Consider the following 24,981-nt stretch of genomic DNA (forward strand, 5'->3'; position numbering starts at 1 on the left):
TAATTCAATTTTATGCTATTCCATTAGAAAAGCAAGCGTTACTTCACGCTTAGTCTTCACCACCATAAGGTAGTTTTTGGTAATAGTTGGGTTTATTCGTTTGGCGTTGGCGAGCAATCGCCATATCGTATTTTGCCACATCATCGGTAATGGTTGACCCAGCCGCGATAAATGAGTGATCTGCCACATTAAGTGGTGCAATCAAGTTGGCGTTACTGCCGATAAACGAGTCATCCCCAACTGTAGTGGTATTCTTGTGTGCACCATCGTAGTTAACGAACACCACCCCGCAACCAACATTAATATTCTTGCCTAGGTTACCGTTACCAACGTAGGTCAAATGGCCCACCTTAGTACCTTCACCAATTGTCGACTTCTTGACTTCAACGAAGTTCCCCAAATGAACTTTAGGTCCAATGTTGGATTCTGGTCGTAAGTGACTCATTGGGCCAATGTTACTATCATCGTGCATTTCGGAATCTTCTAGATACGAAGAGATGACCTTCACCCTATCGTGTAACACGGAATCATGAATTTCTGAATTAGCGCCAATAAAACAATCTTCGCCAATAATGGTTTTACCCTTCAATAAAACACCAGGTTCAATAATTGTGTCTGCCCCAATCGTGACATTCATATCGATGTAAGTATTCTCTGGGTTGATCAAAGTCACACCATTCCGCATGTGGGTCTCATTAATCCGTTTTTGCATAATACGATTGGCCTTAGCCAACGCTACTCGGTCGTTAACTCCCATGGATTCATCAAAGTCCGACATCGTATAAGCAGCCACAGTGTCGCCCTGATTCTTCAAGATTTCAATGACATCAGTCAGGTAGTACTCACCCTGTGCGTTTTCATTATTGGTTTCGTGAAGTGCACGGAATAGAGCCTGATTGTCGAATACATAAACACCCGTGTTGATTTCGGCAATTTCCTTTTCGGCATCCGTAGCGTCTTTTTGCTCCACGATTTTTTCTACGATGCCCAGCTTATTTCTAACGATACGACCGTAACCAGTTGGATCAGGTGCAATCGAGGTCAAAACGGTCGCAACCGCCTTCTTAGCATCGTGAAATTCGAACAAGTTGCTAAGGGTTTCAGCAGTGAATAATGGCGTATCGCCACTAATCACCAAAGTGGTTCCCTCTTTATCCTTCAATAATGGTTCGGTTTGCATCACTGCATGGCCAGTTCCAAGTTGTTTTTCTTGGAGGACGTATTCACTCCGGTCACCCAGCGTTGCCTTGACATCCTCAGCACCGAAGCCAACAACCGTCACAATTTCATCTATTTGGGTTTTCTGAACTTCCGTCAGGACATGCTCCACCATGGGCATACCACAAACTTTGTGTAAAACTTTGTATAATTTTGATTTCATTCGCGTGCCCTTACCGGCAGCTAAAATGATCGTATTCCGCGTGTTCATTGCCATTGACTCCCTAACTAAAATTATTTTTTCGAAAAGATCTTTTCGAGATAATTCCCAGGTGCAACCTTCACTTGTTCGTTTTCAACACCAACCGTCAACAGGGAGGTATAGTCTTCAATCACCTTGTCTTCAGTGTCGGCACCTTCAGCAAATACCGAAATACCGACGACTGTAGAATCAAATTCCTTAACGAGCGATTGCATGCCCCGAACTGTTCCGCCGGCCTTCATATAGTCATCAACGACTAAAACTCGGGAACCTGATTTAAGACTACGCTTGGATAAAGCCATCTTTTCGATGCGGTTACTAGAACCCGAGACATAGTTTACACTCACCGTTGAACCTTCCGTAATTTGAGAGTCATGTCGCACAATCACAAATGGAACGTTCAGAAATGAGGCAACACTTTGTGCAATTGGCACCCCTTTAGTTGCAACCGTCATGACGGCATCGACAGCGCCTTCTTGATATTCAGTCGCGATAATCCGCCCAACCTGGCGTAAAACGTCGGGTTGTCCCAGGAGATCAGACATATAGACATAACCACCTGGCAAGAACCGATTTTCCTCTGTAAGGGCTGTTTCCATTTTGCGAACAAATAAAATGGCTTCTTCTTCGGAAATCCCAGGAATAAACCGGGCACCCCCAGCTGCTCCTGGGACGGTTTCAAGTATGCCCGTTCCACGTTCTTGGAACGTTCGTTTTAAGATAGTCAGATCCTCACTAATTGACGATTTGGCCGAGCCATACCGGGTTGCAAAAAATGTTAATGACACCAATGTATGTGGTCGTTCTAATAGGTATCTTGTCATATCAATTAGTCGGTCACTTCTTCGTACTTTCACCGTTTTCACCTCTACGTAAAATCTTTCCGTTTCTCACTGGTCAATAATATCATAAATGTTCGGGTTTTAGGACTATTTCAATGGACTTAAGCGAATTATTATTGATTTTTTGGAATTTAAAATAAAAACGCATCCCAAATTGATTGAGATACGTTTGAAATTCATTATTCAGTTTTAAGCCAGCGCTTGCTAGCCAAAGCCACAAGATACAAAGCTGCTTCGATGGTTGCAATGAAGAAACTCACAGGTAAGTTGGTCAGGTAGCTTAAATATAGGCCAACCCAAACTCCGAAAAGTGCGATACCAACTGCCAGCGTCATCATTCCGCCTACCGTTCGCGCAAAATACTTTGCCACGGCTGCTGGAATTGTCAGCAGGATAAAAATCAGTAATGACCCAACGATTTGGGCCGCCACACTAACTGAGAATGCCAACAAAATCAAAAAAACAATCGACAGTAACGTCTTGTTGACACCCCTAACCTGGGCGCCAATCGGATCAAATGAGTCAAATTTTAAGTAACGGTAAATCACGAAGATAACCGCCAATACCACAACTGACAAGGCACTAATCTGAATCACATCCGACTGGCCGATGCCAATCACGCTACCGAACAAAATATTCGTCGCATAACTCGCATTTTTGTTGGAAAGCGATAGAAACAAAATTCCCAGCCCAATAAATAAGGCTGAAATAGCACTAATCACGTTTTCACGGCGTTCCTGTTTGACGCTCAGTTGGCCTACAATAATCGAGCTGATGGTCGTAAACAGAATCATCCCGTTTAATGGTGGCCAACTCATGAACACCCCAAATGAAGCGCCCGCAAATCCAATTTCGGAAAGCGTATGCGTCAAAAATGACATATTTCTGGCAATCACAAAAACACCAATAACACCACAAAGAATGGCGATGATGGTCCCAGCTAGGAACGCATTTTGCATAAACTCAAATCTAAACATGGGCTTCCATCATCCCCCAAATCTCTTCTGTTGATAAATCTGCGCTATCCCCTTGAATAAACTTACCTGGGGTTAGCATCAGAAACTTTTGTGTGTACTTCTTGGCCAGTGCAATGTCATGCGTGACAAAAATCACCGTTAACCCAAACTTTTGATTAATTTCCAAAACCAAATCGAGCAAATCGTTCTTGCTAATTGGGTCTAGACTTGCCGTTGATTCATCCAGAATCAACAAATCTGGCTCTTCAATGAGCGCTTGTGCGAGGTAGGCCTTTTGTTTCTCACCACCAGAAGCCTGTCCCATCGGCCGGTTAGCTAAATGCTTCAACCCGGTTCGTTCTAGCATCTCTGTGACCTTTTGCCGTTCTGATTGGCTCAACCAAGGTAACTTGAAGCCCGTTAAGTTAAGGGCGACAAAATCCCGAATGGACAGCGGGTACTCACCATCGATGTTGCGAAACTGAGGGACGTAGCCAATATGCACCGCATGGTCATCTGGGTAATAGGAAATACTGCCAGATTCCGGTTTGAGCTGGCGCAAAATGGTCTTCATCAGTGTGGTCTTTCCAACCCCGTTTTCACCCACGATACTCAAGAAATCGCCACGATTAAGGGTATAGTTTAGATGCTTAATAACTGGCGTCGATGAATCGGCATATCCAGCTGTTAGATCCTTAATTTGTAAAATGGGGTCAGTCATTCGTTGCCATCTCCTGAATTTTTTCAACTTGTTGATTCTGCTTTTCCATCCATTCCACGTAGTCTTCGTGTGGTGGCATTGTTTCGGTGACCTTCACAACTGGAACACCCGACTGCTTAGCTAACTTAGCGAGCGATTTAACCTCATCACTGGTATTTTGTGTATTTTCAACAAAGAACGCAATTTGTTTTTTGGTAATCGCATTTCTTAACTCACGAATATCCTTTGGTGATGGGTCACTACCCTCTTCGACCGCTTCCGCAAAATGAGGATCGATCACCTTATAGCCCATTGCTTCGAGTTGATAATTGAAAACCGGTTCACTAACAGCTACTTGTTTAAGATCCCGATTTTCCTTAATCTGATCTAGCTGTGACTGAAGACTTTCCAATTTTTTAAGATACGTTTTTAAGTTACGTTGATAAGCCTTTTGATGTGTCGGATCTTTCTTGCTAAAAACGGTAGTTAACCGCTTGGCTAATTTTGGCATGGTCTCCGAATCATACCAAATATGAGGATTGGCACCACTCTTCAAATTCATAACCTGTGTGCCGACATTAATCGTTTCGTTTTTAGCCTTGTCATTTGCTGAAGCCAGTTTGCTCATCCACTGATCATAGCCTAATCCGTTGTAAAGCACGACATCGGCATCAGCCACTAGCTTGGCATCAGAAACTTGAGGCTCGTAGTCTTCCGCATCGACACTACTACTTTTGATAATAGATGTAACGGTTCCGTGGTTGCCCAAAATGGCTTTGGCAGCCTCACCATAGAAATCAACGCTACTAACGACTTTAATTTTACCATCGCTTCCGCCCTGTTTTTGATTAGTACATGCGCTTAAAAATAAGATAGCCATTAGTGCAAAAAAAATAAGCCCAGTTCTTCGCTTTAGTTTATTCATTCCCATATCCTTTTCATCATTTTGTGTAAATAGTAATCGTTACTGTTTTAGTTTAAAGGAATTCTTAGATTTGTCAATGCATTTTAGTAGAACCAGATACAAAAAAGCGCCTCCCATGACAGGGAAACGCTTCTCAGGTTATAAGGGTCTAACCAAGTAGACCTCATCACAGAACCCCTTGATACTATTGAACACCCGTTGGGCACGTGATTTTTTTTGAAAGATGCCAAATACCGTTGGACCCGTACCACTCATCTGGGCAGCGTCCGCACCAAAATCAAGCATCCGACTCTTTAGCTTTAAAATTTCAGGATAACGTTCAGCCGTGATTGGTTCCAGCACGTTCCCCATCGCCGCCACGATTTTTTCGAAATCAGCCAGGTAGATGGCTGACACCAATGACTCAACGTCGGGATGGGATAAATGATCGTAATCAATCTGCCGTAATACGGTTGGCGTCGAAACGCTAACACGGGGCTTTGCTAAAACAATCCAGCATGGTGGTAGCTTTTTAATTGGCGTTACCTTTTCGCCTTTACCAAAAACGTGCGCCGTTTGCCCGTAAACACAATATGGTACATCCGAATCTACTTCCAGACCGATAGCTGCTAATTCTGGCAAAGCTAAGTTAAGTCCCCAAATTTTGTTGAGGGCCCGTAAAACGGCAGCCGCATCGGTGGAACCACCGCCAAGACCCGCAGCAACCGGGATGTGCTTATGAATGACGATATCAACGCCCTCGTCAATACTAAAGCGTTCTTTGAGAACCCGGGCCGCTTGGTACGCCAAATTGCGTTGATCATTTGGCAAAAAACCAGAGTCCGAGGTCACATGAATTCGATTCTCATCTGGCAACGTCGTCACTTCGACATAATCTGCCAGGTCAATTGAAGTCATGACCATATTCCACTCCTGCAACCCATCTCTGTGGTTGTAGGGCGTATCGAGACCTAAATTAATTTTTGCAGGTGCTTTTTCTACGCTTCTCATCCGCTCACCTAAATTCCGAATTTAAACTCGTTTAGATTATTACAGACATTATACTAGAAATTTAGGCAAAATAAAAAGACCCTTGCAGGTCCCATTATTATTCCTCAAAATCAACTTCGATATTCTTGGTTAAAATATCGGTATAACTGTATGAAACTCGTTCAAACGAATTCTCATCTTGATTAAGGTCAACAACGAATACGGCGGGGTATGTCTCTCGAAGAATTCCCTTGCGTTCAGTTGTTTTCTTTCGACCTGCTTGAGCAATGACCATTAGCTCTTGCCCAATTCGGTTGTCGAGTTTTTCCTTGATGCTAGCTAAACTTGTTGGCATGCGCTCACCTCACGTGAAACAATTTTAGCATGGTTTCACGAAAAACGCAAATTATATCACAACATTCCTAGTGTGACAAGTTAGAATAGCATTACAACAGGCCTTCTTCGTGAAAAGCATTTGTTAATCGAATAAAATCGGTCATTTGCAGTGTCTCTGCCCGAATACCCTTATCAATCTTCACTTCATCTAGCACCTTGAGAATGCGTTCCTTCACCTCTGGCTGCTTTCCAAAAATACCTTGTAGGTTATTCCAGTAACTCTTTCGGCGATGCATGAAGCTGCCCTTCACAAATTTGAAAAACGCCTTTTCGTCAAACGGTAGTACCTTATGCGGTTCCCGCTTCGTCAAAGTGACGATGGCTGAGTCCACGTTTGGTTGCGGAATGAATGCTGTCCGTGGCACGATAAACGAAATTTCGGCGTTGCTACGGTACTGCACGGCAATTGAAAGTTCTCCGTACGCTTTCGTTCCCGGATGGGCAACAAGCCGGTCAGCGACTTCCTTTTGCATCATAACGGTGATTGATTCAAATTGTAGGTCGCCCTGTAACACGCCCATCAGAATTGGGGTCGTGATGTAGTATGGCAGGTTAGCAACTAATTTGAGTGGGAGCGACATATCAAATCGTTCATTAGCGACTTCTGTCAAATTAGCCTGTAAAATGTCCTGATTAATGATTTCAACGTTGTCATATGGCGCCAACGTATCGTCCAAAACTGGCAACAAGTTTTGATCAATTTCAAAAGCTAATACTTGGTGCGCGTTTTGTGCCAAAAATTCGGTTAAAGAGCCAATTCCTGGACCAACCTCAATGACATTATCTTTTTCCGTCAAATTTGCCGCCGCAACAATTTTATTGAGTACGTTTAAATCAGTTAAAAAGTTTTGTCCCAAACTCTTCTTTATAGATAGTCGGTACCGATTAATAATTGCCTGAGTTCTAGCGGGACTGGCAATTGGTGGGTTTTTACTTGTCATTTAAGTGCTCCTTTTCCTTTGTGGCAATCTGGGCGACTGCGTCTTCAAATTGGTGCTTGGAAATTCCAAACATGCGCAATCGTTTTTGAAGCTGTTTAGCGTTGACGTAACCAATTTTTAGGATTTCACCAAGTGCTTCGCGTCGATATTTGGAACTTGGTCCACCGACTAAACCGACTTTCATCAAATCAGATTGAGAGATTTGTTCCGGAGCGTCATCGACCTCCGTGTATAGGTTGCTAAGCGCCGTTTGAATAGCTTCAACACTTGCATGCTCAACGCCTAGTGACCCAGTCGTTCGCGTTGGCACACCCTCATTCTTGGGTAGAAAGGCGTGCTTGGCTTCCGGAACAACCTCGGAAACAATTTTGCGAATCTTTTCACCGGAGAAATCCGGATCCGTGAAAATAATGATGCCACGGGTAGCCGCCAACTGTTCAATGAGTTCCAACGTTTCAGTTGGGACCGCAGAGCCGCGAGTTTCAATGGTGTCTGCATTCACCGCTTTGTTAATTTGTTTAGTGTCATCCTTGCCCTCGACAACAATAACCTCTTTGATTCGTTTCATTAGGACTCCTTCAAGTGGAAAAATTCATGGGCGTTATCCCAGGTTGCTTCGGCGATCGCCTCAGCTGTCGTTTCACGCAACTTAGCGATAGCTTCCACCGTATAGCAAGTATAGCCAGGTTCATTTTGCTTCCCCCGATATGGCTCCGGAGTGAGATACGGCGCGTCCGTTTCAACCAGCATCATATCCAATGGCGTTACTTTAACTGATTCATGAACCTCGTGCGCATTCTTAAAGCTGGCAACGCCACTGTAAGAGATATGCATCCCCAGGTCTAAAAACTTCTTCAGCCACTCGGGGTCGCCATTAAAACTGTGCATCACGCCACCAATTTCACTAACGTTTGCTTGTTTCAAAATATCATAGGTGTCCTCAAAGGCATCGCGTGTATGAATAGAAACCGGCAAATGCAGGTTCTTGGCAATCGCCAATTGTCGCTCAAATACTTTTTTCTGGGTCTCGACCGGTGAAGTATCCCAATGATAATCTAAACCAATCTCACCCAGTGCTACCACCTTTCTGGTAGTCAATTGCTGTTCCAATAACGTCTCGGCGTCAGCATCATAATCTTTTGAATCTTCCGGGTGCCAGCCCACAATCGCATACATATTATCATACCGCGCGGCCAAATCAAGCGCACGTTCATTTAATTTAATATTTGAGCCAACGTTCGCAATCTTTTTTACACCTAATTCACTAGCATGATCGACAAATGTCTGAACATCATCATAAAATTCTTCACTATTTAAATGTGTGTGTGAATCAAAAATTTGCATGTCTTCCTCCTAATAGCGTTAGCGTCTTTCACGCCAAAAAGGTTGCGACATAATTCCTTACGTCACAACCCTTTTCTTAGTTAATCGACAATTGAACCAGCTTTAATACTGTCTGGTACCGTAATTAATTGGGTGTTATCGCCATCCTCAGCAGTCAAAAGCATGCCTTGACTTACTTCGCCACGCATCTTTCGAGGCTTAAGATTAGATACAATCACAACTTTTTTACCGACCAAAACTTCTGGATCTGGATAGAATTCCGCAATACCAGACAGGATTTGACGATGATCTGAGTCGCCAGCATCTAGTCTAAATTGCAGTAACTTATCTGCGCCTTCGACATGTTTAACTTGGATAACTTGCGCCACCTTGAGTTCAACCTTATCAAAGACTTCAAACCGAATATCATTCTTTTCAGAAACCAGTTCTGTTTCCCCAGGATTCCAAGAAGCATTATTATGAAATTCTTGTTTTGCTGATTCCATTGCCGCACGCCCCTTCTTCTTGTCGGACTTCGTCATTTGATCCTGAATGAAGGCTTTTTCCTCATCAGCATCCAAACGAGGGAAGATTGGCGTTCCCTTTTCAACAACTTTAGTGTTTGCTGGGAAATCTGCCAACTTAAGCGTCTTTAAATCAACACCTTCAAATTTAAGACCCAATTGTTGATAAATGTCCTTTGGCGCATGAGTCATAATTGGACTAATTAAAGCCGCAATCACTCGTAAACTAGCTGCTAAATGAGCCATAACGGCAGCCAGTTGTTCAGCATCGCCATCATTTTCGTTCTTAGCCAAAATCCATGGTGTAGTCTCATCAATATACTTGTTCGTCCGAGCCACTAACTTCCAAACTTCTGCAATGGCGTCCGCAAAGTGCAAGCTGTCCATCAGCGTATTAAAGTTCGTAATTGTTTGATCTGCCACTTCTTCAAGTGATGCATCAAATTCAGTGACGCCAGACTTAAAAGCTGGTACTTCGCCACCTTCGTACTTGTTGATCATGGCAACCGTTCTGTTTAACAAGTTTCCAAAATCGTTAGCCAAATCATAATTAATCCGGTCAACAAAATCTTCTGGTGTAAAGTTACCATCGTTACCGTATGGCATTGCCCGAAGTAGATAATAACGAACGGCATCTAGACCATAACGATCCACCAGAGTCTCAGGATAAATCACGTTACCACTCGACTTCGACATCTTGCTATCCTTCATCAATAACCAGCCGTGGCCAAAGACCTTTTTAGGTAATGGTAAGCCCAAGGCGTGAAGCATGATTGGCCAGTAAATCGTATGGAACCGAACGATTTCTTTACCAACCATTTGCACGTTAGCAGGCCAGTATTTTTCAAAGTTATCTGCGTGATCATTATCGTAACCTAATGCAGTAATGTAGTTGCTCAAGGCATCAATCCATACGTAAACCACGTGTTTTGGATCCGACTTGACTGATACACCCCAAGTGTAGGACGTCCGTGAAACGGCCAAATCTTCCAAACCAGGTTTGATGAAGTTGTTAATCATCTCGTTCATTCGAGCTGATGGCTCGATGAATTCAGGATGAGTGTGGTAGTAGTCTAGCAACCAATCTGCATACTTACTCATCTTGAAGAAGTAAGACTGCTCCTTCACGAGCTCAACTTCATGGCCACTCGGTGCCTTTCCACCCGTTACGTTACCCTCTTCATCGCGATAAACTTCAGCTAGTTGCGTTTCTGTGAAGTACTCTTCATCATCCACTGAATACCAGCCTTCATATTCGCCAAGATAAATATCACCTTGGGCCTTCAACTGTTCAAAAATCTTTTGAACAGCTTCTTCGTGATAATCGTCCGTTGTTCGGATGAACTGGTCATTCGAAATCTCAAGTTTCTTCCATAGTGTTTTGATTTCTTCCGCCATGCCATCAACGTAAGCTTGGGGTTCCATCCCTAATTTTTCGGCCTTCTCTTCAATCTTTTGGCCGTGCTCATCGGTTCCGGTTAAGAAGTGTACGTCGTAACCACTTGAACGCTTAAAACGTGCCAGTGCGTCACACGCAATCGTGGTGTAAGAATTTCCAATATGTAGCCGCCCTGATGGATAATAAATGGGGGTTGTAATGTAGTATGTTGGTTTTGTATCTGCCATCCTTCAAAGCTCCTTTTTAATCACTGTTTAATTTTTAAAATAATTACTCAATAGTATAGCATAATCACTTGTGGCAAAACAGATTTGCTAATGTTTTTGATTTAAAATAAATCCAACTGTTGTGGTCCTAGGCCGTGCCACTCCAGATTTAACTGAGACTTTACTGTGAGTGCATTAGGTGCTGCATCGCGTCCCGCGTTATTGTTGAAAATAACACAGACCTCCTCGGCTTGGTCAGCTAGCGTTTTGACCGCCTCGGCAAATTTAGCAAGTTCCTCATCACTATAGTGATATAACGTCCGTTTGCCACGCCAATCCTTGCTTTTATCCAGCCAACCTGCTTGATTTTGCCCATGTAAGCGCAGCAAGGCCAACTTGGGCGTCGTCACGGTTGGCACAAATGGCACCCCGTTACTTAAATTATGAGGTTCATCAGCAATCACGTGCGTCATGTTGATACTGGTCAAATAGGCCATCAGGTCATCAACGACAGCAGGCTGATACCAAGTTGGCGAACGGAACTCCACCGCGATTGGGAGGTCGCCCATTTCCCGACGAATTCGTTCCAACCACTGAAAATTAACCACCGAGCGAATGAAGAAAGGCGGAAATTGAAAGAGAATCGTTTTCAACTGTCCCGCCTTCACCAATGGCCGAATCGCTTTTTTAAAATCACGAAACGCCTGCATTCGAGTTAACTCATCTACTTCTTCTTTTCCCTCATCATGACGGGTCATTAACTGGTTTGCCTTCAAAATAAATTGAAAATTTTCTGGTACCTCGCTTTGCCATTTTTCAATGGTTGAGGAACTAGGAATACCGTAAAAACTTGTATCAACTTCAACTAACGGAAAAAAGCCGGCATACTCAGTTAAACGAACTTTGCGCGTTTCCCCGCCAATCAGACCAGGATGCTCCGTCCACGTGGTTAACCCAATCGTAATCATGCTTGCTACCCCCTAACACCCTAGCTTAGCGCATTTTAGCGAATTGGCTGACGATAGCTGCCTCTTCGGCATCCAATTCACCTGACAATTGACCAATTAAGTCAATCCCCGAATACTTGTAGTTTCGTCGAATTCCCGAAAAACACAAATCAATAAAAGCCACCATTAAAATAACGAGCATCGCGGTATTACGATCAAACGATGTCGTCAATAGAACAACTGTCTCTTGACTGGTGATGAGTTTAAAAAACGAATAGAACAACATGACATCAGCCACAACCTGACAGGTCATGATGATACGAATCCTAGTCATGAGGGTTTTAAGCTGATAAATAATCGTTGCTGTTGTCATGCTAACACGCTCCTCACTTTAAAGGGATAGTTCACTGAAAAACTCACAGGCGTCCGCTTGAATCATTTGGAATGAAAATGGGAAATTCAACGCTTCCTGATTGATGACAACGACCTGCGCGGTAGGATTGCGGTAATCCAATAAACCAGCAAACGGATAGACCCGCATGGAGGTTCCGACAATCACGACTAGCTCCGCTTTGGCTAGTGCGTTGATGGACTGGTTAATTTTCTGCTCATCCAGACCTTCATCGTACAGCACAACATCTGGTCGTAACTGGCCACCACAATTAGCGTGAATCGGGCTATTAACGTAATCCTCAAACGCAACAGATTGACCGCACTTTTGGCAGTAAACCTGGTACAAATTCCCGTGAAATTCAACTAAGTGCTTGGTTTCAGCCTCACGGTATAAATTATCGATATTTTGGGTGATGACGGTTGCCCGATTCTGCTGCGTCAGCGCCGCTTGTTTTTGATGAATGACGTTTGGTCGCGCATCGGGTTTGTATAAATTCGTCATCACGTAGTCATAGAAAACCTCTGGTTCGTTAGCTAGACAACTATGGCTTAAGTAGTACTCGGCGTTTCGATTTCCCGTATAAAGGCCATTTTTGGATCGATAATCCGGAATTCCTGATGGTGTTGAGACGCCCGCTCCCGTCAGGAAAACAATGGTGTGGGCTTGATCGAATAATTGTTGAATGGCTGCATCCATTCTATCGCCTCCAATATGATGTTAACGCAAAATGTAAGGCATGCCCAGTTTAGTGAACAGCTCCTCCACCGTCAGACTGTAAAGTTCCTTAAAGAACTCTGGATTTTCTTGGTTGCCTTCTGGTGCCGGGATTACAAATGAGTTTTGGCCGTCTGCTCGATTAAAGCCAACGTAGGCAGTTCTTCCAGAATTTTTCTCCGTCATTTCGGAGTGGAAGAGTTCAAACAATTGTCGAACCTCAAGGCGTAATTGACGCTTTGAGAAGGCACTGGATAAGGTCGTAAACTCAGCATTATTGATTGGTGGTAGGTGCCAAGCTTTTAGCTGCTCATCAAATTGTTTGAATAATTTCACCACGATTCGGCGCATACTAAATGGTGAGTCGATTGGCTTGGCACTGATATCACGATAAAGCTTCTCTACTGCTGCAAATGATTCTGGATAGTCCGACTTTAGTTGCGCACTTACTTTGTCGATCTTATCGCCATAGAAGACAAACGCGTCCAGTAAGGTCATGAGGCGTAACATCATTTGGTCGTCTCGAGGAGTTGGTTCTGGTTGAATTGTTTCTTGAATCCCCTTCAAAAATAAGGCTTCAATCTCGTCATCAATCAATCCGTGTTTACGTTGTTCACTAACGACCACGAAATGAGCAACAATATCGTACAGCTCAGTGCCCATGATCATCAGTTGTTCATCCAATTGATCCGTCCCAGTGGTAAGTGAAAAGAAGACTTGTGGGAAGCCCTTCATCACCATTAACATATGAATAAGTTCGTGTGAAGCCGTGTAGTTTGGAGCAGTGAGGTCATTGACCTGAACGACGATGTCACCACCATTAGGAATCTGTTGTGATTGATCGTGACGAACGTACCCCGCCTTGGTATCGCCGTTAAATTCAACTCGCACATTACCAGGGAATGTTGCGTTAACAGCTTTTAGTAAAGATTGGACCTCTTCATTTAGTTCAATTGTTGCCATGTTGGTTCTCCTTTAAGTTCATTAGTTTTGTCTTAGTTGTTGAATCAGTTTTTTGGCATCCGTTAAATCGGGATGAGGTAGTTCACGCAGCCTAGTGACCACTTCAGCCACCTCGTTATGCGTCGCTCCCGCCGTTCGAGCCAATGATTTCAGCTGAAGCGCCATGTGGCCTTTTTGAATACCATCCGTAACGAGTGCTTTTAGCGCGGCCAAATTTTGCGCTAAGCCGACACTAGCTACAATCGCCATTAAGTCACGAGCCGTTTTAACGTCCGCAATTTTTTGATTAATGGCTACCTGAGGCAAAACCCGTGTTGCGCCACCAATTACAGCCACTGGCAAAGGCAAAGTGAGCTGGCCAACTAGTCGATCTGCTTGGATTGTCCAACTACTCAAGGGTTGATATCGACCAGATTGGCTGGCATACGCGTGTGCGCCACTTTCAATGGCCCGCCAATCATTTCCCATCGCCATCACAACGGCATCAACCCCGTTCATGATGCCCTTATTATGCGTCGTTGCCCGATACGGGTCAAGCTTAGCTACCATTCCCGCTTGAACGATTCGTTCAGCCACTTGTTTGCCGTCAAACTGTTCGGTGGCAAGCGTCGCAAAATCTAGCGTTACTTTTGCCGTAGTCAGGCTTTCGGTCGCCAAATTAGACAAAATACTCATAACGACCGTCACATCTAATTCAGTTTCAATTTTCTCGGCAACAGCTTCAAGCATGCTATCCAGCGTATTAGCTCCCATGGCCTCACCCACGTCTGCTACCAAATCAACGGACACGTAGCCTTGCTCAAGTGCACGGACTCGAAGCTCAGTTGCACCACGACCATGCTTGAGTACTGAGGGGTGAGCAGCATTGGCAATTGCACATAACTCAACTTGATGCGCAGTAATCCACCGTTCAATTTCCTCCACATTCGCAATGTCCTGTAGTAAAATCTGGCCAATCATTTCTCGATTTAAAATAGTCACCTGGAAGCCTCCCGAAAGGCCAGCCATTCGGGCACCATTACTCGCTGCTGCAATGACTGAGGGTTCCTCCGTAACCATTGGCACATGGTGAAGTTTACCATCAATCAAGAAGTTTGGCGCAAGTCCCTGGGGCAAGTGAAAATCGGTCACGTAGTTTTCAATTAGGTCAGCCGTATCAGCGGACTGACTCTGCTGCATTTCAGTAACTTCTTGATCCGTCAGCTGCATCACCGTTTCAAGCTTTTCCAACCGGTCTGCATCCGTTAAACGGTAAAAGTGATCTAAGCGTTCTGTCATGACGACCTCCAAACCTTTCTTTGTCTTCTATAGTTTATTACAATTTAACGATTTCGTCTGCGATTTCATTTTATTTGTAAGCGAATTGGTCGCGTCTCAATCTGATATCTGATACACTGTGGTTAATCTACAGAAGGAGGCAACATCATGACTGAACAGAATCTTCAGACACAGAATCAGTTGAACCAGCTTATCGCGGATATTTCCACGTTAGGTGTCATTGTTCACCAGACACACTGGTATATGCGAGGACCTGAATTTTTCAAACTCCATCCAAAAATGGATGACTTCTTAGATGACCTAAACGACCAATTAGACGAAATTGCAGAGCGCTTAATTGCAATTGGTGGCGCTCCCTACTCAACGACCCAAGAATTCATTGACCATACTGAGCTGACAGAATCACCAGGCGATTGGCATATTCCGCTACCTGAGCGTATGGCTCATTTAGTTGATGGCTACCGTTACTTAGCAAATGAATTCCAAAAAGCAATTGAAATTACCGATGAGGAACATGATTTACCAACTCAAGATATTATCAACGGGTTCAAATCTGACACCGATAAAAAAATCTGGATGCTCCAGGCCTTCTTAGACAAAGGACCACTCGACTAGCAGCCAAAGTAAAACGCTCGACCTTCCATTACAGAAGGTCGGGCGTTTTTATTATTTATGTCGTTTTTCAATGAACTCACTGATGATGCCTTCACGAACACCACTCTCGGAAAAAATGACTCGATCAGAATCAAGTAATTGTAAGAGAGTAACAAGCGGTAACACACCACCAATGATAATGTCAGCTCGTCCAGATTCCAAACCAGAAATCCGTTTCCGAGTCGCCAGATTCACCTTAATCAATGATTCAAATAGTTGATAAATGGTGTCGGTCTTGAGCTGGTAGCCGTGAATGTCCTCCACATGCAAGTACTGCTGCTGTTTTCGACTGATGCGCGCTAAAGTGCGATTTGCACCACCTAGGAGCACTAATGGCTTATGAATTGCATCTTTCAACCACCAAACATCCCGGAGCCGTTTACTCAAATAAACTTGAGCGGTAAACAAGTCTTCAGCTGCAATCCAGTCGTTTAAATGAAATTGCTCAGAGAGATTAACGGCTCCAAAAGGCAGACTAATTAAATGCGTCTGCTCCCCTTTTTCGACATTGATAAGTTCACAACTGGCCCCACCAATATCAACAATTAAGCAGTCTTCAATTTGTAGGCGACTAGCTACCCCCAAATAATCGTAATACGCTTCTTCATCCCCGCTTAAAATGCGTAGGTCGATGCCGACCTCTTCGCTAACGCGTTGAACAAAGTCACGCTGGTTACTAGCCTGGCGAACAGCGGCGGTTGTAATGCCCATGACCGTCACGTTGTTCAACGACTCATAATGCGGCCGGAACGATTGCATCGCCTCAATCGTACGGTTCATGGCCGCTGGTTGGAGTGTCTTAACTTTGCCGGTCCCCATACCTTGGGATAAGCGACTATCACGCTTAGTTCGATAAACCTCTCGATACTTCCCGTCTGGCTGAATCTCAATAATCGCCATCCGGACCGAATTGGAACCTAAATCAACAATTACTAAGTTTTGCATCACCGGTTCCTCCCATCCGTTTTACCCGAAATAGTTGATTCCCATTGCGTCTTGAACTTCTTTTAGCGTTTGGTTAGCCACAGCGTTCGCCTTTTCACTACCGGCTTTTAAGATAGCATAAACGCTATCAATATCTTTTTCAAAAGCTTCCCGGCGCTCACGAATTGGTGCCAATTCTGCTTGTAGGACCTCATTTAAGTAACGCTTAATTTTGACGTCACCAAGGCCACCGTGTTGGTATTGGGCCTTCAAGTCAGCCACTTTTTCCTTATCTGAATCAAAGATATCCAAGTAAGTAAAGACCACGTTACCTTCAACCTTACCAGGATCCTCAACGTGAATATGATCAGGATCGGTATACATTGACATGACCTTTTTCAAAATCGTATCGGCATCGTCGGCCAGATAAATGGCATTGTTGAGTGACTTACTCATTTTGGCGTTACCGTCTAATCCTGGGATACGGCCTAGACCCTTAGGTGGAAAATAACCTTCTGGTTCCACAAGGATTTCCTTCCCATAAATGGAATTAAAACTACGAGCGATTTCACGTGTTTGCTCAAGCATTGGCTCTTGATCCTCACCGACTGGTACTGTTGTAGCCTTAAAGGCTGTGATGTCCGCTGCCTGACTCACTGGATAGATAAAGAATCCGGCTGGCACACTTTGACCAAACTTCTTTTGTTGAATTTCTGATTTGACCGTTGGGTTCCGGTTCAAACGGGAAACCGTAACAAGGTTCAAATAGTGCATCGTCAATTCACTTAATGCTGGAATTTGTGATTGTACTAAGATAGTTGATTTTTCGGGATCAATCCCCACAGCTAAATAATCCAAAGCAACTTGGATAAGACTGTTCCGAATCTTTTCTGGGTCACGGGCGTTGTCGGTTAAGGCCTGTTGATCCGCAATCATAATGAAGGAATCGTACTCACCTGAATTTTGTAACTTAACCCGGTTTTGTAATGAACCAACGTAATGCCCAATGTGCAGCTTACCTGTTGGGCGATCGCCTGTTAAAATAATTTTCTTTGTCATTCGTTTCCATCCTTTCGATACAAAAAGCGCCCTATTGCTTTCACAATAGGACGCTTCTGCGCGGTACCACCTAAATTGCAGTTTTCACTGCCACTCTGCGATAAGGGTGCTACCCATTCATTCAGTCTCTAGCGTCCAATTCGAAGGTTTACGTTGCCTTTCACCAGTGGCAACTCTCTGTCGGAACCCTCTACTCATCACTAGGTTTCAATCTAATTAATGATTCCATTTTAAAGGTTTGAGTAAGCCCTGTCAAAAAATGCTTCAGTTTAATTGACATCTTGTGCGCCAGCAACTAAAATTGTCAAAGCTTATGACGTTCAGGTAAGAAAGAGAGGTCCCCATTTGGCAGAATCCGAAAAACAAATTGAACAAAAACGGGTAGACAAAGTGGTTCAAGAAATTAGCGACCATATTCACCGGGTTGCCACGGACTATACTGAAGCCCGCGCCGAAATGAAGCGCGTGCAGCAAAACTACAGCGCCAACACCTCGGTTAACTACTTTGAAGTCGATGACCGAATCGAAACTTCCGCTGAATTGCAGCAACAACGTGCCTTAGCCTCCCGATTAATTGAAAACGAACAAATTTTGAGACGCCAATTGGACACCTTTCACGAATTAGAAAAATCGCCGTACTTTGGACGTATTGACATTCAGGATCCTGGCGAAGCTGAATCCGAACGGCTCTATATCGGTACTGCCTCATTCACAGATGAAGACCAAAACTTTTTGGTCTACGACTGGCGGGCACCAATTTCCTCGATTTACTACAATGGTACGTTAGGAAAAGTCGCTTACGAAACCCCTGCTGGGATTCAGCAAACAGATTTGAAAAAGAAGCGTCAGTTTTTAATTCAAAATGGTGAAATCACGAGTATGTTCGACACCAACGAAACTGTGGGTGATGAAATGTTGCAACACGTGCTCGGTGAACAAAATGACGACACCATGCAAAACATCGTCTCAACCATTCAACGGGAACAAAATGACATTATTCGCGATACCAAATCAGATTTATTAGTTGTGCAAGGCGTCGCAGGCTCAGGCAAGACCTCTGCCATTTTGCAACGAATTGCCTTTCTGCTCTATCACAGTCGTGACGAGTTAGAGGCAGATCAGATTATTCTATTCTCCCCTAACCGCCTTTTTAGCCACTACATTTCCGATGTACTCCCTAGTTTAGGTGAACGCAACATGCGCCAGGTCACACTGGCAGAATTCGTTAATCAACGGCTACAGGGACTCACGGTTGAATCAATCTTTGACCGGTACGAACGGGCTAATGACCTATCAGAATCACAGCAGCAGGTTCAGCAGTTTAAGGAGAGTGAGGCCTTCATGACGGCCGTTCATGACTATTCGCAAACCCTCACCCCGGAGCACTTTAACTTTACCCACATTCTCTTCAATGGTGATATTTTCTTTAACAAACGTGACATCGAAACAATTTACCAAAGTCTGCCAAATATGCAACCGGCGGAACGGTTCTTGCAAACTAAAAATAAGCTCATCAAACAACTTAAGAAGCGCATTGATATTGAAACGGATGCCCAATGGGTTGCCGAAGAAATCGACCAACTTTCCGACGAAGATTACCGAACCCTTCTAGGGAACAAGGAACGTGGCCGTTTCCAACAAGTAGATGATGAGATTCATTACATCGCCAGAAAGATTATCACGAAACGATTGCGGATTGTCTACGACGCCATCTACAACAATTATTTCCTTGATACCTACGCCCAGTATGCCGATTTTCTTGCCAACGTGGATCATCCGGAAATTTCGGATTCAGCTTGGCAAGCACAATTGACAGCCTATCAAAAAGGACTGGAGTACCATAAAACCAGTTTGGATGACGTGGCACCACTACTTTATCTACGTGACATTTTAACGGGAAGTGGTCAAAATCGCCGGATGCAGCATCTATTTGTCGACGAAATGCAGGATTACTCAGTTGCCCAACTCCTTTATTTCCACCATGCCTTTCCTAAAGCCAAGATGACTTACCTCGGCGATAGTGAACAGGCCCTCTATAGTGATGTTGAGGCGCCAGATGAAATTCTACAAAAGCTAAAAGATGCGTTTCACGTCAATAAAGCCCGCCTCATTAGACTCACCAAATCGTATCGGTCAACCTATCCGATTACGACGTTTGCAAAATCAATTTTGCCAGACGGTGATCAAATTCAAGCGTTCAATCGTGAGGGTGAACTCCCAAAGATTGTCGTTCGTTATGACGAAGACGAGGCTTACACCGCAGTTGATCAATGTATCAATCATGCACTCAAGACAAATGGCACGGTTGCTATTTTGACAAAAAACATGGCGGAAGCTCAGGCCGTTTATCAACATCTCCACCGCGATCGTGATATTACCCTCCTGAAGGATACCGATCGCACCCTACCAAAAGGAGTATTCGTTCTCCCAATTTACCTAGCTAAAGGTTTGGAATTCGACTCAGTCATCGCGTGGAACGTGTCACAAGAAAACTTTCCCAGCTCAAGAGACGTTGGGATTCTCTACACGATTGCCTCACGGGCTATGCACGAATTGGCCCTCATAAGTGTTGGACCAGTGACGAAACTCATTTCAGAAAATATCCCTAATGATGTCATGCGAATTGAGCATGCCTTTACAAATTAAAAACAGGTTTGACAGTGAAAATACTGTCAATCCTGTTTTTTAGATTTGTTCTAGTTGGCGATCAACCAGTGGTTCGTTCGCCTCATTTGGTAATTTTTTGATAGCGTGCTTGAGTAAAAATGGTGCAATCATAGTTGCTAGGACAATGATTAGAATCATATCCGAATAGTACGTGGCTGAAAGCAAGCCGGCACTAAAGCCAATCTGCGCTATGATCAAGCCCATTTCACCACGAGAAACCATTCCTGCGCCAATCATGTAGTCACTTTGACGACTAAAGCCACTCATCTTAGCACCTAACCCACAGCCCGCCAGCTTGGTTAAGCACGCCAGAATCGTCATAATAATGATGAAAATTAACGAATCTTGAATATGACTAAACGACATGTTCAACCCAATGCTAACGAAGAACAACGGGATAAACGTTGCGTAGCCCAATGGTTCCATGTGCTCCGCAATGACGTTACGTGATGGCGTATGTGCCACTGCGATGCCTGCGAAGAAGGCCCCAACTGCACCACTCAAACCAACTAAATTGGCTAACCATGCCATCCCTAAACAAATGACCATCGAAGTAATCGTTCGGCTCGACGCCATAAGTAGTTTTTCACTGATTCCCATCAAATATGGTGCAATCCACTTGACGACAAAGTAAGTCGCCACGAAGAATAGGACTTGCTCAATTAAAACGAGACCAATATTCTGCTGACTGCCAGTGGTGCTTAAACCTTGTGTTCCCATCAGGCTAATCATAATTGAAAGCAAAATCACCCCAATGATGTCGTCCGCCACCGCTGCGCCCAAGATAGTTGCACCTTCCTTAGTGTCTAACGCGCCGTACTCACGAAGGACCTCTACAGAGATTGAGACCGACGTGGCACTGAAGACAACACCGATGAACAGCGACTCAAACGCCGATAAGCCTAAGAGGTTGGCAGTCGCCCCCATCAAAATGACTGGGAAGATGACGCCCATGCAGGCCACGATAATCGCAGGACGCAAATATTTTCTGAGTAGGGTTAGATTGCTTTCTAGACCACCAATAAACATTAGGATGATCACCCCGATTTCCGAGAACAAATTAATCGTCGTATCCAGGTGAATCCAACCTAAGACCGCTGGGCCCACAACGATACCGACTAAAATTTGCCCGATAACGGATGGCATCCCAATTCGATTTGAAAAATGTCCGGCCAGTGTCGTCAACACAAGCAGCAAACACAGGGTTCCAATAAAGCCCATTTTGCCACCTCCAAATATTCTAGTTATTTTCGTTCGGTTGCGTCATTTGGGTAGTTAGCCAGCCCTTCGTAAAGTAGTTGGCAAGTCCAAGCGCAAATCCGATTAAAGCTGGTACTACCCAGTCTAAACCATATGAAGCCAATGGCAAGTACATTTTGTCGAAATGCATTAAGGCTTGTGCAAATGCCGTCTTAGAAATAATGGCTGGTGCTGATTCAATCATACCCAAAAATGCTGGAATTAACGTAAACGCTGTCGTCCAAATGTAAACAATTGAATTGCGCTTGAATAGTGGTGACAGAATGGATAAGAGAATCAGGGTAATTGCCAGCGGATAAAGGAACATCAACATTGGCGTTGACCAAGCGATGATTGTTTCCAGACCAAAGTTGGCAATGATAAATGACAGTCCACAGGTCAGAATATTCCAAGTCCGGTAACTAATTTGCGGAAACTTGTTGTGTAGGGCCTCCGAAAATGACGTGCTCAAACCAACCGAGGTCGTCAAACAAGTTAAAGTCGCCATGATGGCCAAAATGATTTGCCCGCCCAATCCCAGATAATGATTAGCAATTTGACCAAAGGCAATCCCACCATCAGCAGAAATCGGGAAGTGGTTCAGACTAGTCGCCCCCACCCAAATTAAGATTAGGTAGATGATGGCCTCTAGTCCAATCCCCAACGCGCCAGATTTAAAGATGGTGGCAGAAATATGACTTGATTTCCGTTGACCCAAACCTTTAATCGTTGAAACAATGGCGATTCCGAAGAGCAGTCCAGCAATAGCATCCATTGTATTATAGCCTTGAAGAAAGCCGTTTAAAAATGATCCATCTTGGTAGGCCGTACCAGAGGCTGCCATCTTACCGGCAGTTCCCATTGGTCGGGTAAAGGTAAAGCCAAACATGATGGCCAATAGAATTAAGAATGCTGGGTTCAATAATTTACCGATAGAATCAATAATGCCGGTTGGCGTACTGGATGCCCAGTAAGTAATACCAAAGAAGATAATCGAATAAATGAGTAGAAAAATCGGCGTTTGACTTGGGTTGATGTAGTTACCGATTCCGATTTGGAACGGTACAGTTGCGGTTCTTGGTGTAGCAAATAACGGTCCCAACGTTAAACAAACTAGAATCATGAAGATGGTGGCGTAGCGATTCCCAATGGGTTTTGCCAATTCATAAATTCCGTTACTGTGCGTTACACTGATTGCAATAATGGCTAATAGCGGTAGTAAGGTTCCGGAGATGAGGAAACCTAACCCCGCCGTAAGCCAATGTGCACCAGCTAACTGTCCTAAATGAATCGGAAAAATTAAATTACCTGCTCCAAAGAACATACCGAATAGCATCGAAGCAATTAAGAGATAGTGTTTCATTGTCAGTTTCTTTTCGTTTTCCATATTGATCATCCTTTCGATTAAAGCGTCACATCACCGGTTGCAGCGCTAAAACTGACTCGATACAAACCACCGTCACTACACGTTTTCATTATCTTCATACTGCACACCCTCCTTTTTTGGAACAAAAAAAATCCCTTGAAACTAATTAAAGTCTCAAGGGACGCTTTCACGTGGTACCACCCAATTTATCATTATTAAAATAACAATCACTTCACGTACTAACATACGCTATCGCTGTAATGGGCGACCCCAGTGAACACTCTTTCCATCGCATTCACAACTCAGAGACTACTTTCAAGATGAGTAAAACCAGCTGAATCACACCAATATCAGCTTCTCTTTGGATTTCAAACATCTCTACTTTTCTCGTCAACGTTATTCTAATTATTATTTAATATTAGGGTTCATCATAACGGGTTTTTCAATTCACGTCAAGGTAATTTAACCAAAATAATCCAAATCACTGGCAATTGTTGGGTAGGCAAAAATGTGATGTTTAATTTGATCCATTGTTAGGTGATCTTCCACAATGAATGTAAAGTAATTAATCAATTGGTCTGCTTCACCACTAAGGACTTGTGCTCCAACAATCTGATGCTTTTCTTTATCAAGTACGACCTTCACAACGGCCTTTGGTTCATTAATTCGCATATAACTGAACCAGCCAGTCACATCGAGCGTCTTTACCTCGTAACGGTCATCTTTGTCTGCTGTTACCGTATCAATACCCACTTGCGCTAATTTAGGTGCCCCGAAGACAACTACCGGGATTACTGGATACTGAATGGCACCTTGTGAGTGACCCACAATTTCATTGACGACGTAATTCGCATCGAGAGTCGCAATCGGCGTTAATTTAGGAAAGCTTGGACGAGCAACAACATCACCAACTGCGTAAACTTTTGAATTAGTCGTTTGCAGATGATTGTCGACCTGCACACCGTGTTTATCAAACGTCACGTTCACCTTTTCCAATCCCAGATCAGAAACATTAGGAATTCTACCAGTCATGCCAAAGACCCGATTAACTGTTAATTTATAACCATCCTGATCAGAAAGGACATAGTTTGCATTTTGCTTCTCAACTTTTTGAATATCGACATTGAAGTCAAACTGCACACCCTTCGCCGATAATTCATCGACCATCGCCTGTGCCATTTGAGCATCATACTTTTTCAATGGTCGATCATTGTGGTGAATCACATGAACTTCCGCTCCTGCGGCATTGGCAATAGCCGCAAATTCAAATGCTTCAAAGCCAGCCCCGATTAAGGCGATTTTTCTTGGCATTTCGTCCATATCAAGAAATTCATTGCTTGTTTCCAAATAGTCTTTTCCTTCAATAGGTAAGATTAAGGGGCGAAGTCCGGTTGCAATAACAAAATGATCTGCTTGAAGTTCATCGCCATCAACTTCAAAATTACCAGCGTCATTGAATTGTCCTTGCGCATGGTAGGTCACTACGCCACCCTTTTTGAGCCATTTTTCAGCATTCGGTGAAAATGGAACCGTGTAGGCCCGTTTCTTCTCCATGAGTGCCGGCCACTCAATTTGAGTATTACCTTTAAGTCCTGTTTGTTTAAGCTGGTCTGCCAGCGTTTTAGCCTCAACTGCACCCAGTAAAATCTTTTTAGGATCGCAGCCTCGATTAGGACATGTTCCGCCCCAAAAGGCATTTTCAATTGCGGCCACTTTTTGTCCTGCAGCTTGTAGTGAACGGGCAATACTTGAACCCGCGACACCTGTGCCAACAACTACCGTATCAAATTGTTTTAACATTGCTGTTCCTCCTCTGGGTTATCATTCTCTCTTAGCGTATCATTATTCTCTTTTATTTTCAGATTTAAGCTTCCAAAATAAAAAAGAGTTCAGCAGTTTGCTGAACTCACTTATTTGAAGCCATTTTAAAGCCGTTTATCGGATTTGAACCGATGACCTCTTCCTTACCATGGAAGTGCTCTACCTATCTGAGCTAAAACGGCATAACCCATTATACAGTACTCACCCGTATTTTAGGTATAAAAAAAGCCTTCGATATCATCATCGAAGACTGGTTTGCGTGGCAACGTCCTACCCTCGCAGGGGGCGATCCCCCAACTACTATCGGCGTGCTAAAGCTTAACTTCTGTGTTCGGCATGGGAACAGGTGTATCC

The 24,981-nt window shown here is 43.9% G+C and carries 23 protein-coding genes, 1 tRNA gene, 1 rRNA gene and 1 other annotated feature; of the genes, 2 read left to right on the plus strand and 23 right to left on the minus strand.

Translation table 11 applies throughout. The features are described 5' to 3' along the window. Positions 1-49 precede the first annotated feature (49 nt). From glmU to LOSG293_RS02440, 16 genes are all read right to left on the minus strand, one after another. The gene (gene glmU / locus LOSG293_RS02365; protein WP_034526574.1) at positions 50-1,429 is read right to left on the minus strand and encodes a bifunctional UDP-N-acetylglucosamine diphosphorylase/glucosamine-1-phosphate N-acetyltransferase GlmU; all 1,380 of its coding nucleotides are present in this window, start codon (positions 1,427-1,429) and stop codon (positions 50-52) included. A 23-nt stretch (positions 1,430-1,452) separates the two neighbouring features. Continuing rightward, positions 1,453-2,277 (minus strand): pur operon repressor, encoded by an 825-nt coding sequence (gene purR, locus LOSG293_RS02370; protein WP_034526576.1) that lies wholly within the window; start codon positions 2,275-2,277, stop codon positions 1,453-1,455. Between the two features lie 164 nt (positions 2,278-2,441). Then, positions 2,442-3,239: a metal ABC transporter permease gene (locus LOSG293_RS02375; RefSeq protein WP_034526578.1), complete on the minus strand. Its 798-nt coding sequence runs from the start codon at positions 3,237-3,239 to the stop codon at positions 2,442-2,444. Beyond that, the gene (locus tag LOSG293_RS02380; RefSeq protein ID WP_034526581.1) at positions 3,232-3,939 is read right to left on the minus strand and encodes a metal ABC transporter ATP-binding protein; all 708 of its coding nucleotides are present in this window, start codon (positions 3,937-3,939) and stop codon (positions 3,232-3,234) included. The genes LOSG293_RS02375 and LOSG293_RS02380 overlap by 8 nt, the downstream gene beginning before the upstream one ends. Then, positions 3,932-4,798, minus strand: coding sequence for a metal ABC transporter solute-binding protein, Zn/Mn family (locus tag LOSG293_RS02385; RefSeq protein ID WP_235786785.1), 867 nt, complete (start codon positions 4,796-4,798; stop codon positions 3,932-3,934). The genes LOSG293_RS02380 and LOSG293_RS02385 overlap by 8 nt, the downstream gene beginning before the upstream one ends. 183 nt (positions 4,799-4,981) lie before the next feature. Further along, positions 4,982-5,833, minus strand: coding sequence for a 4-(cytidine 5'-diphospho)-2-C-methyl-D-erythritol kinase (ispE, locus tag LOSG293_RS02390; RefSeq protein WP_034526583.1), 852 nt, complete (start codon positions 5,831-5,833; stop codon positions 4,982-4,984). Between the two features lie 97 nt (positions 5,834-5,930). After that, positions 5,931-6,167: a Veg family protein gene (locus tag LOSG293_RS02395; protein ID WP_034526585.1), complete on the minus strand. Its 237-nt coding sequence runs from the start codon at positions 6,165-6,167 to the stop codon at positions 5,931-5,933. Positions 6,168-6,258: 91 nt separating this feature from the next. After that, complete coding sequence (gene rsmA, locus LOSG293_RS02400; RefSeq protein ID WP_034526589.1) at positions 6,259-7,149, minus strand: 16S rRNA (adenine(1518)-N(6)/adenine(1519)-N(6))-dimethyltransferase RsmA; 891 nt, start codon at positions 7,147-7,149, stop codon at positions 6,259-6,261. Then, positions 7,139-7,717 (minus strand): ribonuclease M5, encoded by a 579-nt coding sequence (gene rnmV, locus LOSG293_RS02405; protein ID WP_034526591.1) that lies wholly within the window; start codon positions 7,715-7,717, stop codon positions 7,139-7,141. The genes rsmA and rnmV overlap by 11 nt, the downstream gene beginning before the upstream one ends. Then, positions 7,717-8,493: a TatD family hydrolase gene (locus LOSG293_RS02410; RefSeq protein ID WP_034526593.1), complete on the minus strand. Its 777-nt coding sequence runs from the start codon at positions 8,491-8,493 to the stop codon at positions 7,717-7,719. Before LOSG293_RS02410 ends, rnmV begins: the two co-directional genes overlap by 1 nt. Before the next feature lie 80 nt (positions 8,494-8,573). Further along, complete coding sequence (gene metG / locus LOSG293_RS02415; RefSeq protein ID WP_034526597.1) at positions 8,574-10,622, minus strand: methionine--tRNA ligase; 2,049 nt, start codon at positions 10,620-10,622, stop codon at positions 8,574-8,576. 101 nt (positions 10,623-10,723) lie between these two features. Continuing rightward, positions 10,724-11,569, minus strand: coding sequence for a DUF72 domain-containing protein (locus tag LOSG293_RS02420; protein ID WP_034526598.1), 846 nt, complete (start codon positions 11,567-11,569; stop codon positions 10,724-10,726). A gap of 25 nt (positions 11,570-11,594) precedes the next feature. Continuing rightward, a complete protein-coding gene (locus tag LOSG293_RS02425) occupies positions 11,595-11,921 on the minus strand; it encodes a hypothetical protein (protein WP_034526600.1) in 327 nt (108 codons plus the stop codon). Positions 11,922-11,939: 18 nt separating this feature from the next. Further along, positions 11,940-12,638, minus strand: a complete 699-nt coding sequence (locus tag LOSG293_RS02430; RefSeq protein ID WP_034526604.1) for an NAD-dependent protein deacylase — start codon at positions 12,636-12,638, stop codon at positions 11,940-11,942. 21 nt (positions 12,639-12,659) lie between these two features. Next, positions 12,660-13,619, minus strand: a complete 960-nt coding sequence (locus LOSG293_RS02435; RefSeq protein ID WP_034526606.1) for a hypothetical protein — start codon at positions 13,617-13,619, stop codon at positions 12,660-12,662. Between the two features lie 21 nt (positions 13,620-13,640). Beyond that, positions 13,641-14,897 (minus strand): hydroxymethylglutaryl-CoA reductase, degradative, encoded by a 1,257-nt coding sequence (locus LOSG293_RS02440; protein WP_034526608.1) that lies wholly within the window; start codon positions 14,895-14,897, stop codon positions 13,641-13,643. 147 nt (positions 14,898-15,044) lie between these two features. Between LOSG293_RS02440 and LOSG293_RS02445 the strand changes: the two genes are divergently transcribed. Beyond that, positions 15,045-15,512, plus strand: coding sequence for a Dps family protein (locus LOSG293_RS02445; protein WP_034526611.1), 468 nt, complete (start codon positions 15,045-15,047; stop codon positions 15,510-15,512). Between the two features lie 51 nt (positions 15,513-15,563). On the opposite strand, the gene LOSG293_RS02450 is transcribed toward LOSG293_RS02445, so the two are convergent. Together LOSG293_RS02450 and trpS are read right to left on the minus strand one after the other, a co-directional pair. Then, the gene (locus LOSG293_RS02450; RefSeq protein WP_034526614.1) at positions 15,564-16,496 is read right to left on the minus strand and encodes a Ppx/GppA phosphatase family protein; all 933 of its coding nucleotides are present in this window, start codon (positions 16,494-16,496) and stop codon (positions 15,564-15,566) included. Between the two features lie 21 nt (positions 16,497-16,517). Then, positions 16,518-17,534 carry a tryptophan--tRNA ligase gene (gene trpS, locus LOSG293_RS02455; protein ID WP_034526617.1) on the minus strand — a complete coding sequence of 339 codons (1,017 nt, stop codon included), beginning with the start codon at positions 17,532-17,534 and terminating at the stop codon, positions 16,518-16,520. 345 nt (positions 17,535-17,879) lie between these two features. Here trpS and helD point away from each other — a divergent pair, with 345 nt between their 5' ends. Further along, entirely contained in the window at positions 17,880-20,180 is a 2,301-nt protein-coding gene (gene helD, locus LOSG293_RS02460) for an RNA polymerase recycling motor HelD (protein WP_034526620.1), read from the plus strand. A gap of 39 nt (positions 20,181-20,219) precedes the next feature. Here the strand turns inward: helD and LOSG293_RS02465 are convergent, their stop codons facing one another. From LOSG293_RS02465 to rrf, 5 genes are all read right to left on the minus strand, one after another. Further along, the gene (locus tag LOSG293_RS02465) at positions 20,220-21,422 is read right to left on the minus strand and encodes a cation:proton antiporter (RefSeq protein ID WP_034526623.1); all 1,203 of its coding nucleotides are present in this window, start codon (positions 21,420-21,422) and stop codon (positions 20,220-20,222) included. A gap of 19 nt (positions 21,423-21,441) precedes the next feature. After that, positions 21,442-22,827, minus strand: a complete 1,386-nt coding sequence (gene brnQ, locus LOSG293_RS02470; protein ID WP_034526626.1) for a branched-chain amino acid transport system II carrier protein — start codon at positions 22,825-22,827, stop codon at positions 21,442-21,444. Between the two features lie 153 nt (positions 22,828-22,980). Further along, positions 22,981-23,209 (minus strand) — a binding site (T-box leader). Positions 23,210-23,268: 59 nt separating this feature from the next. Beyond that, positions 23,269-24,606 carry a dihydrolipoyl dehydrogenase family protein gene (locus LOSG293_RS02475; RefSeq protein WP_034526629.1) on the minus strand — a complete coding sequence of 446 codons (1,338 nt, stop codon included), beginning with the start codon at positions 24,604-24,606 and terminating at the stop codon, positions 23,269-23,271. Between the two features lie 129 nt (positions 24,607-24,735). Further along, positions 24,736-24,809: transfer RNA gene (locus tag LOSG293_RS02480), tRNA-Thr, on the minus strand. A gap of 75 nt (positions 24,810-24,884) precedes the next feature. Then, a 5S ribosomal RNA gene (rrf, locus tag LOSG293_RS02485) occupies positions 24,885-24,981 on the minus strand; the annotation flags it as partial.

The organism is Secundilactobacillus oryzae JCM 18671, assembly GCF_000740055.1.
Lineage (GTDB): Bacteria > Bacillota > Bacilli > Lactobacillales > Lactobacillaceae > Secundilactobacillus > Secundilactobacillus oryzae.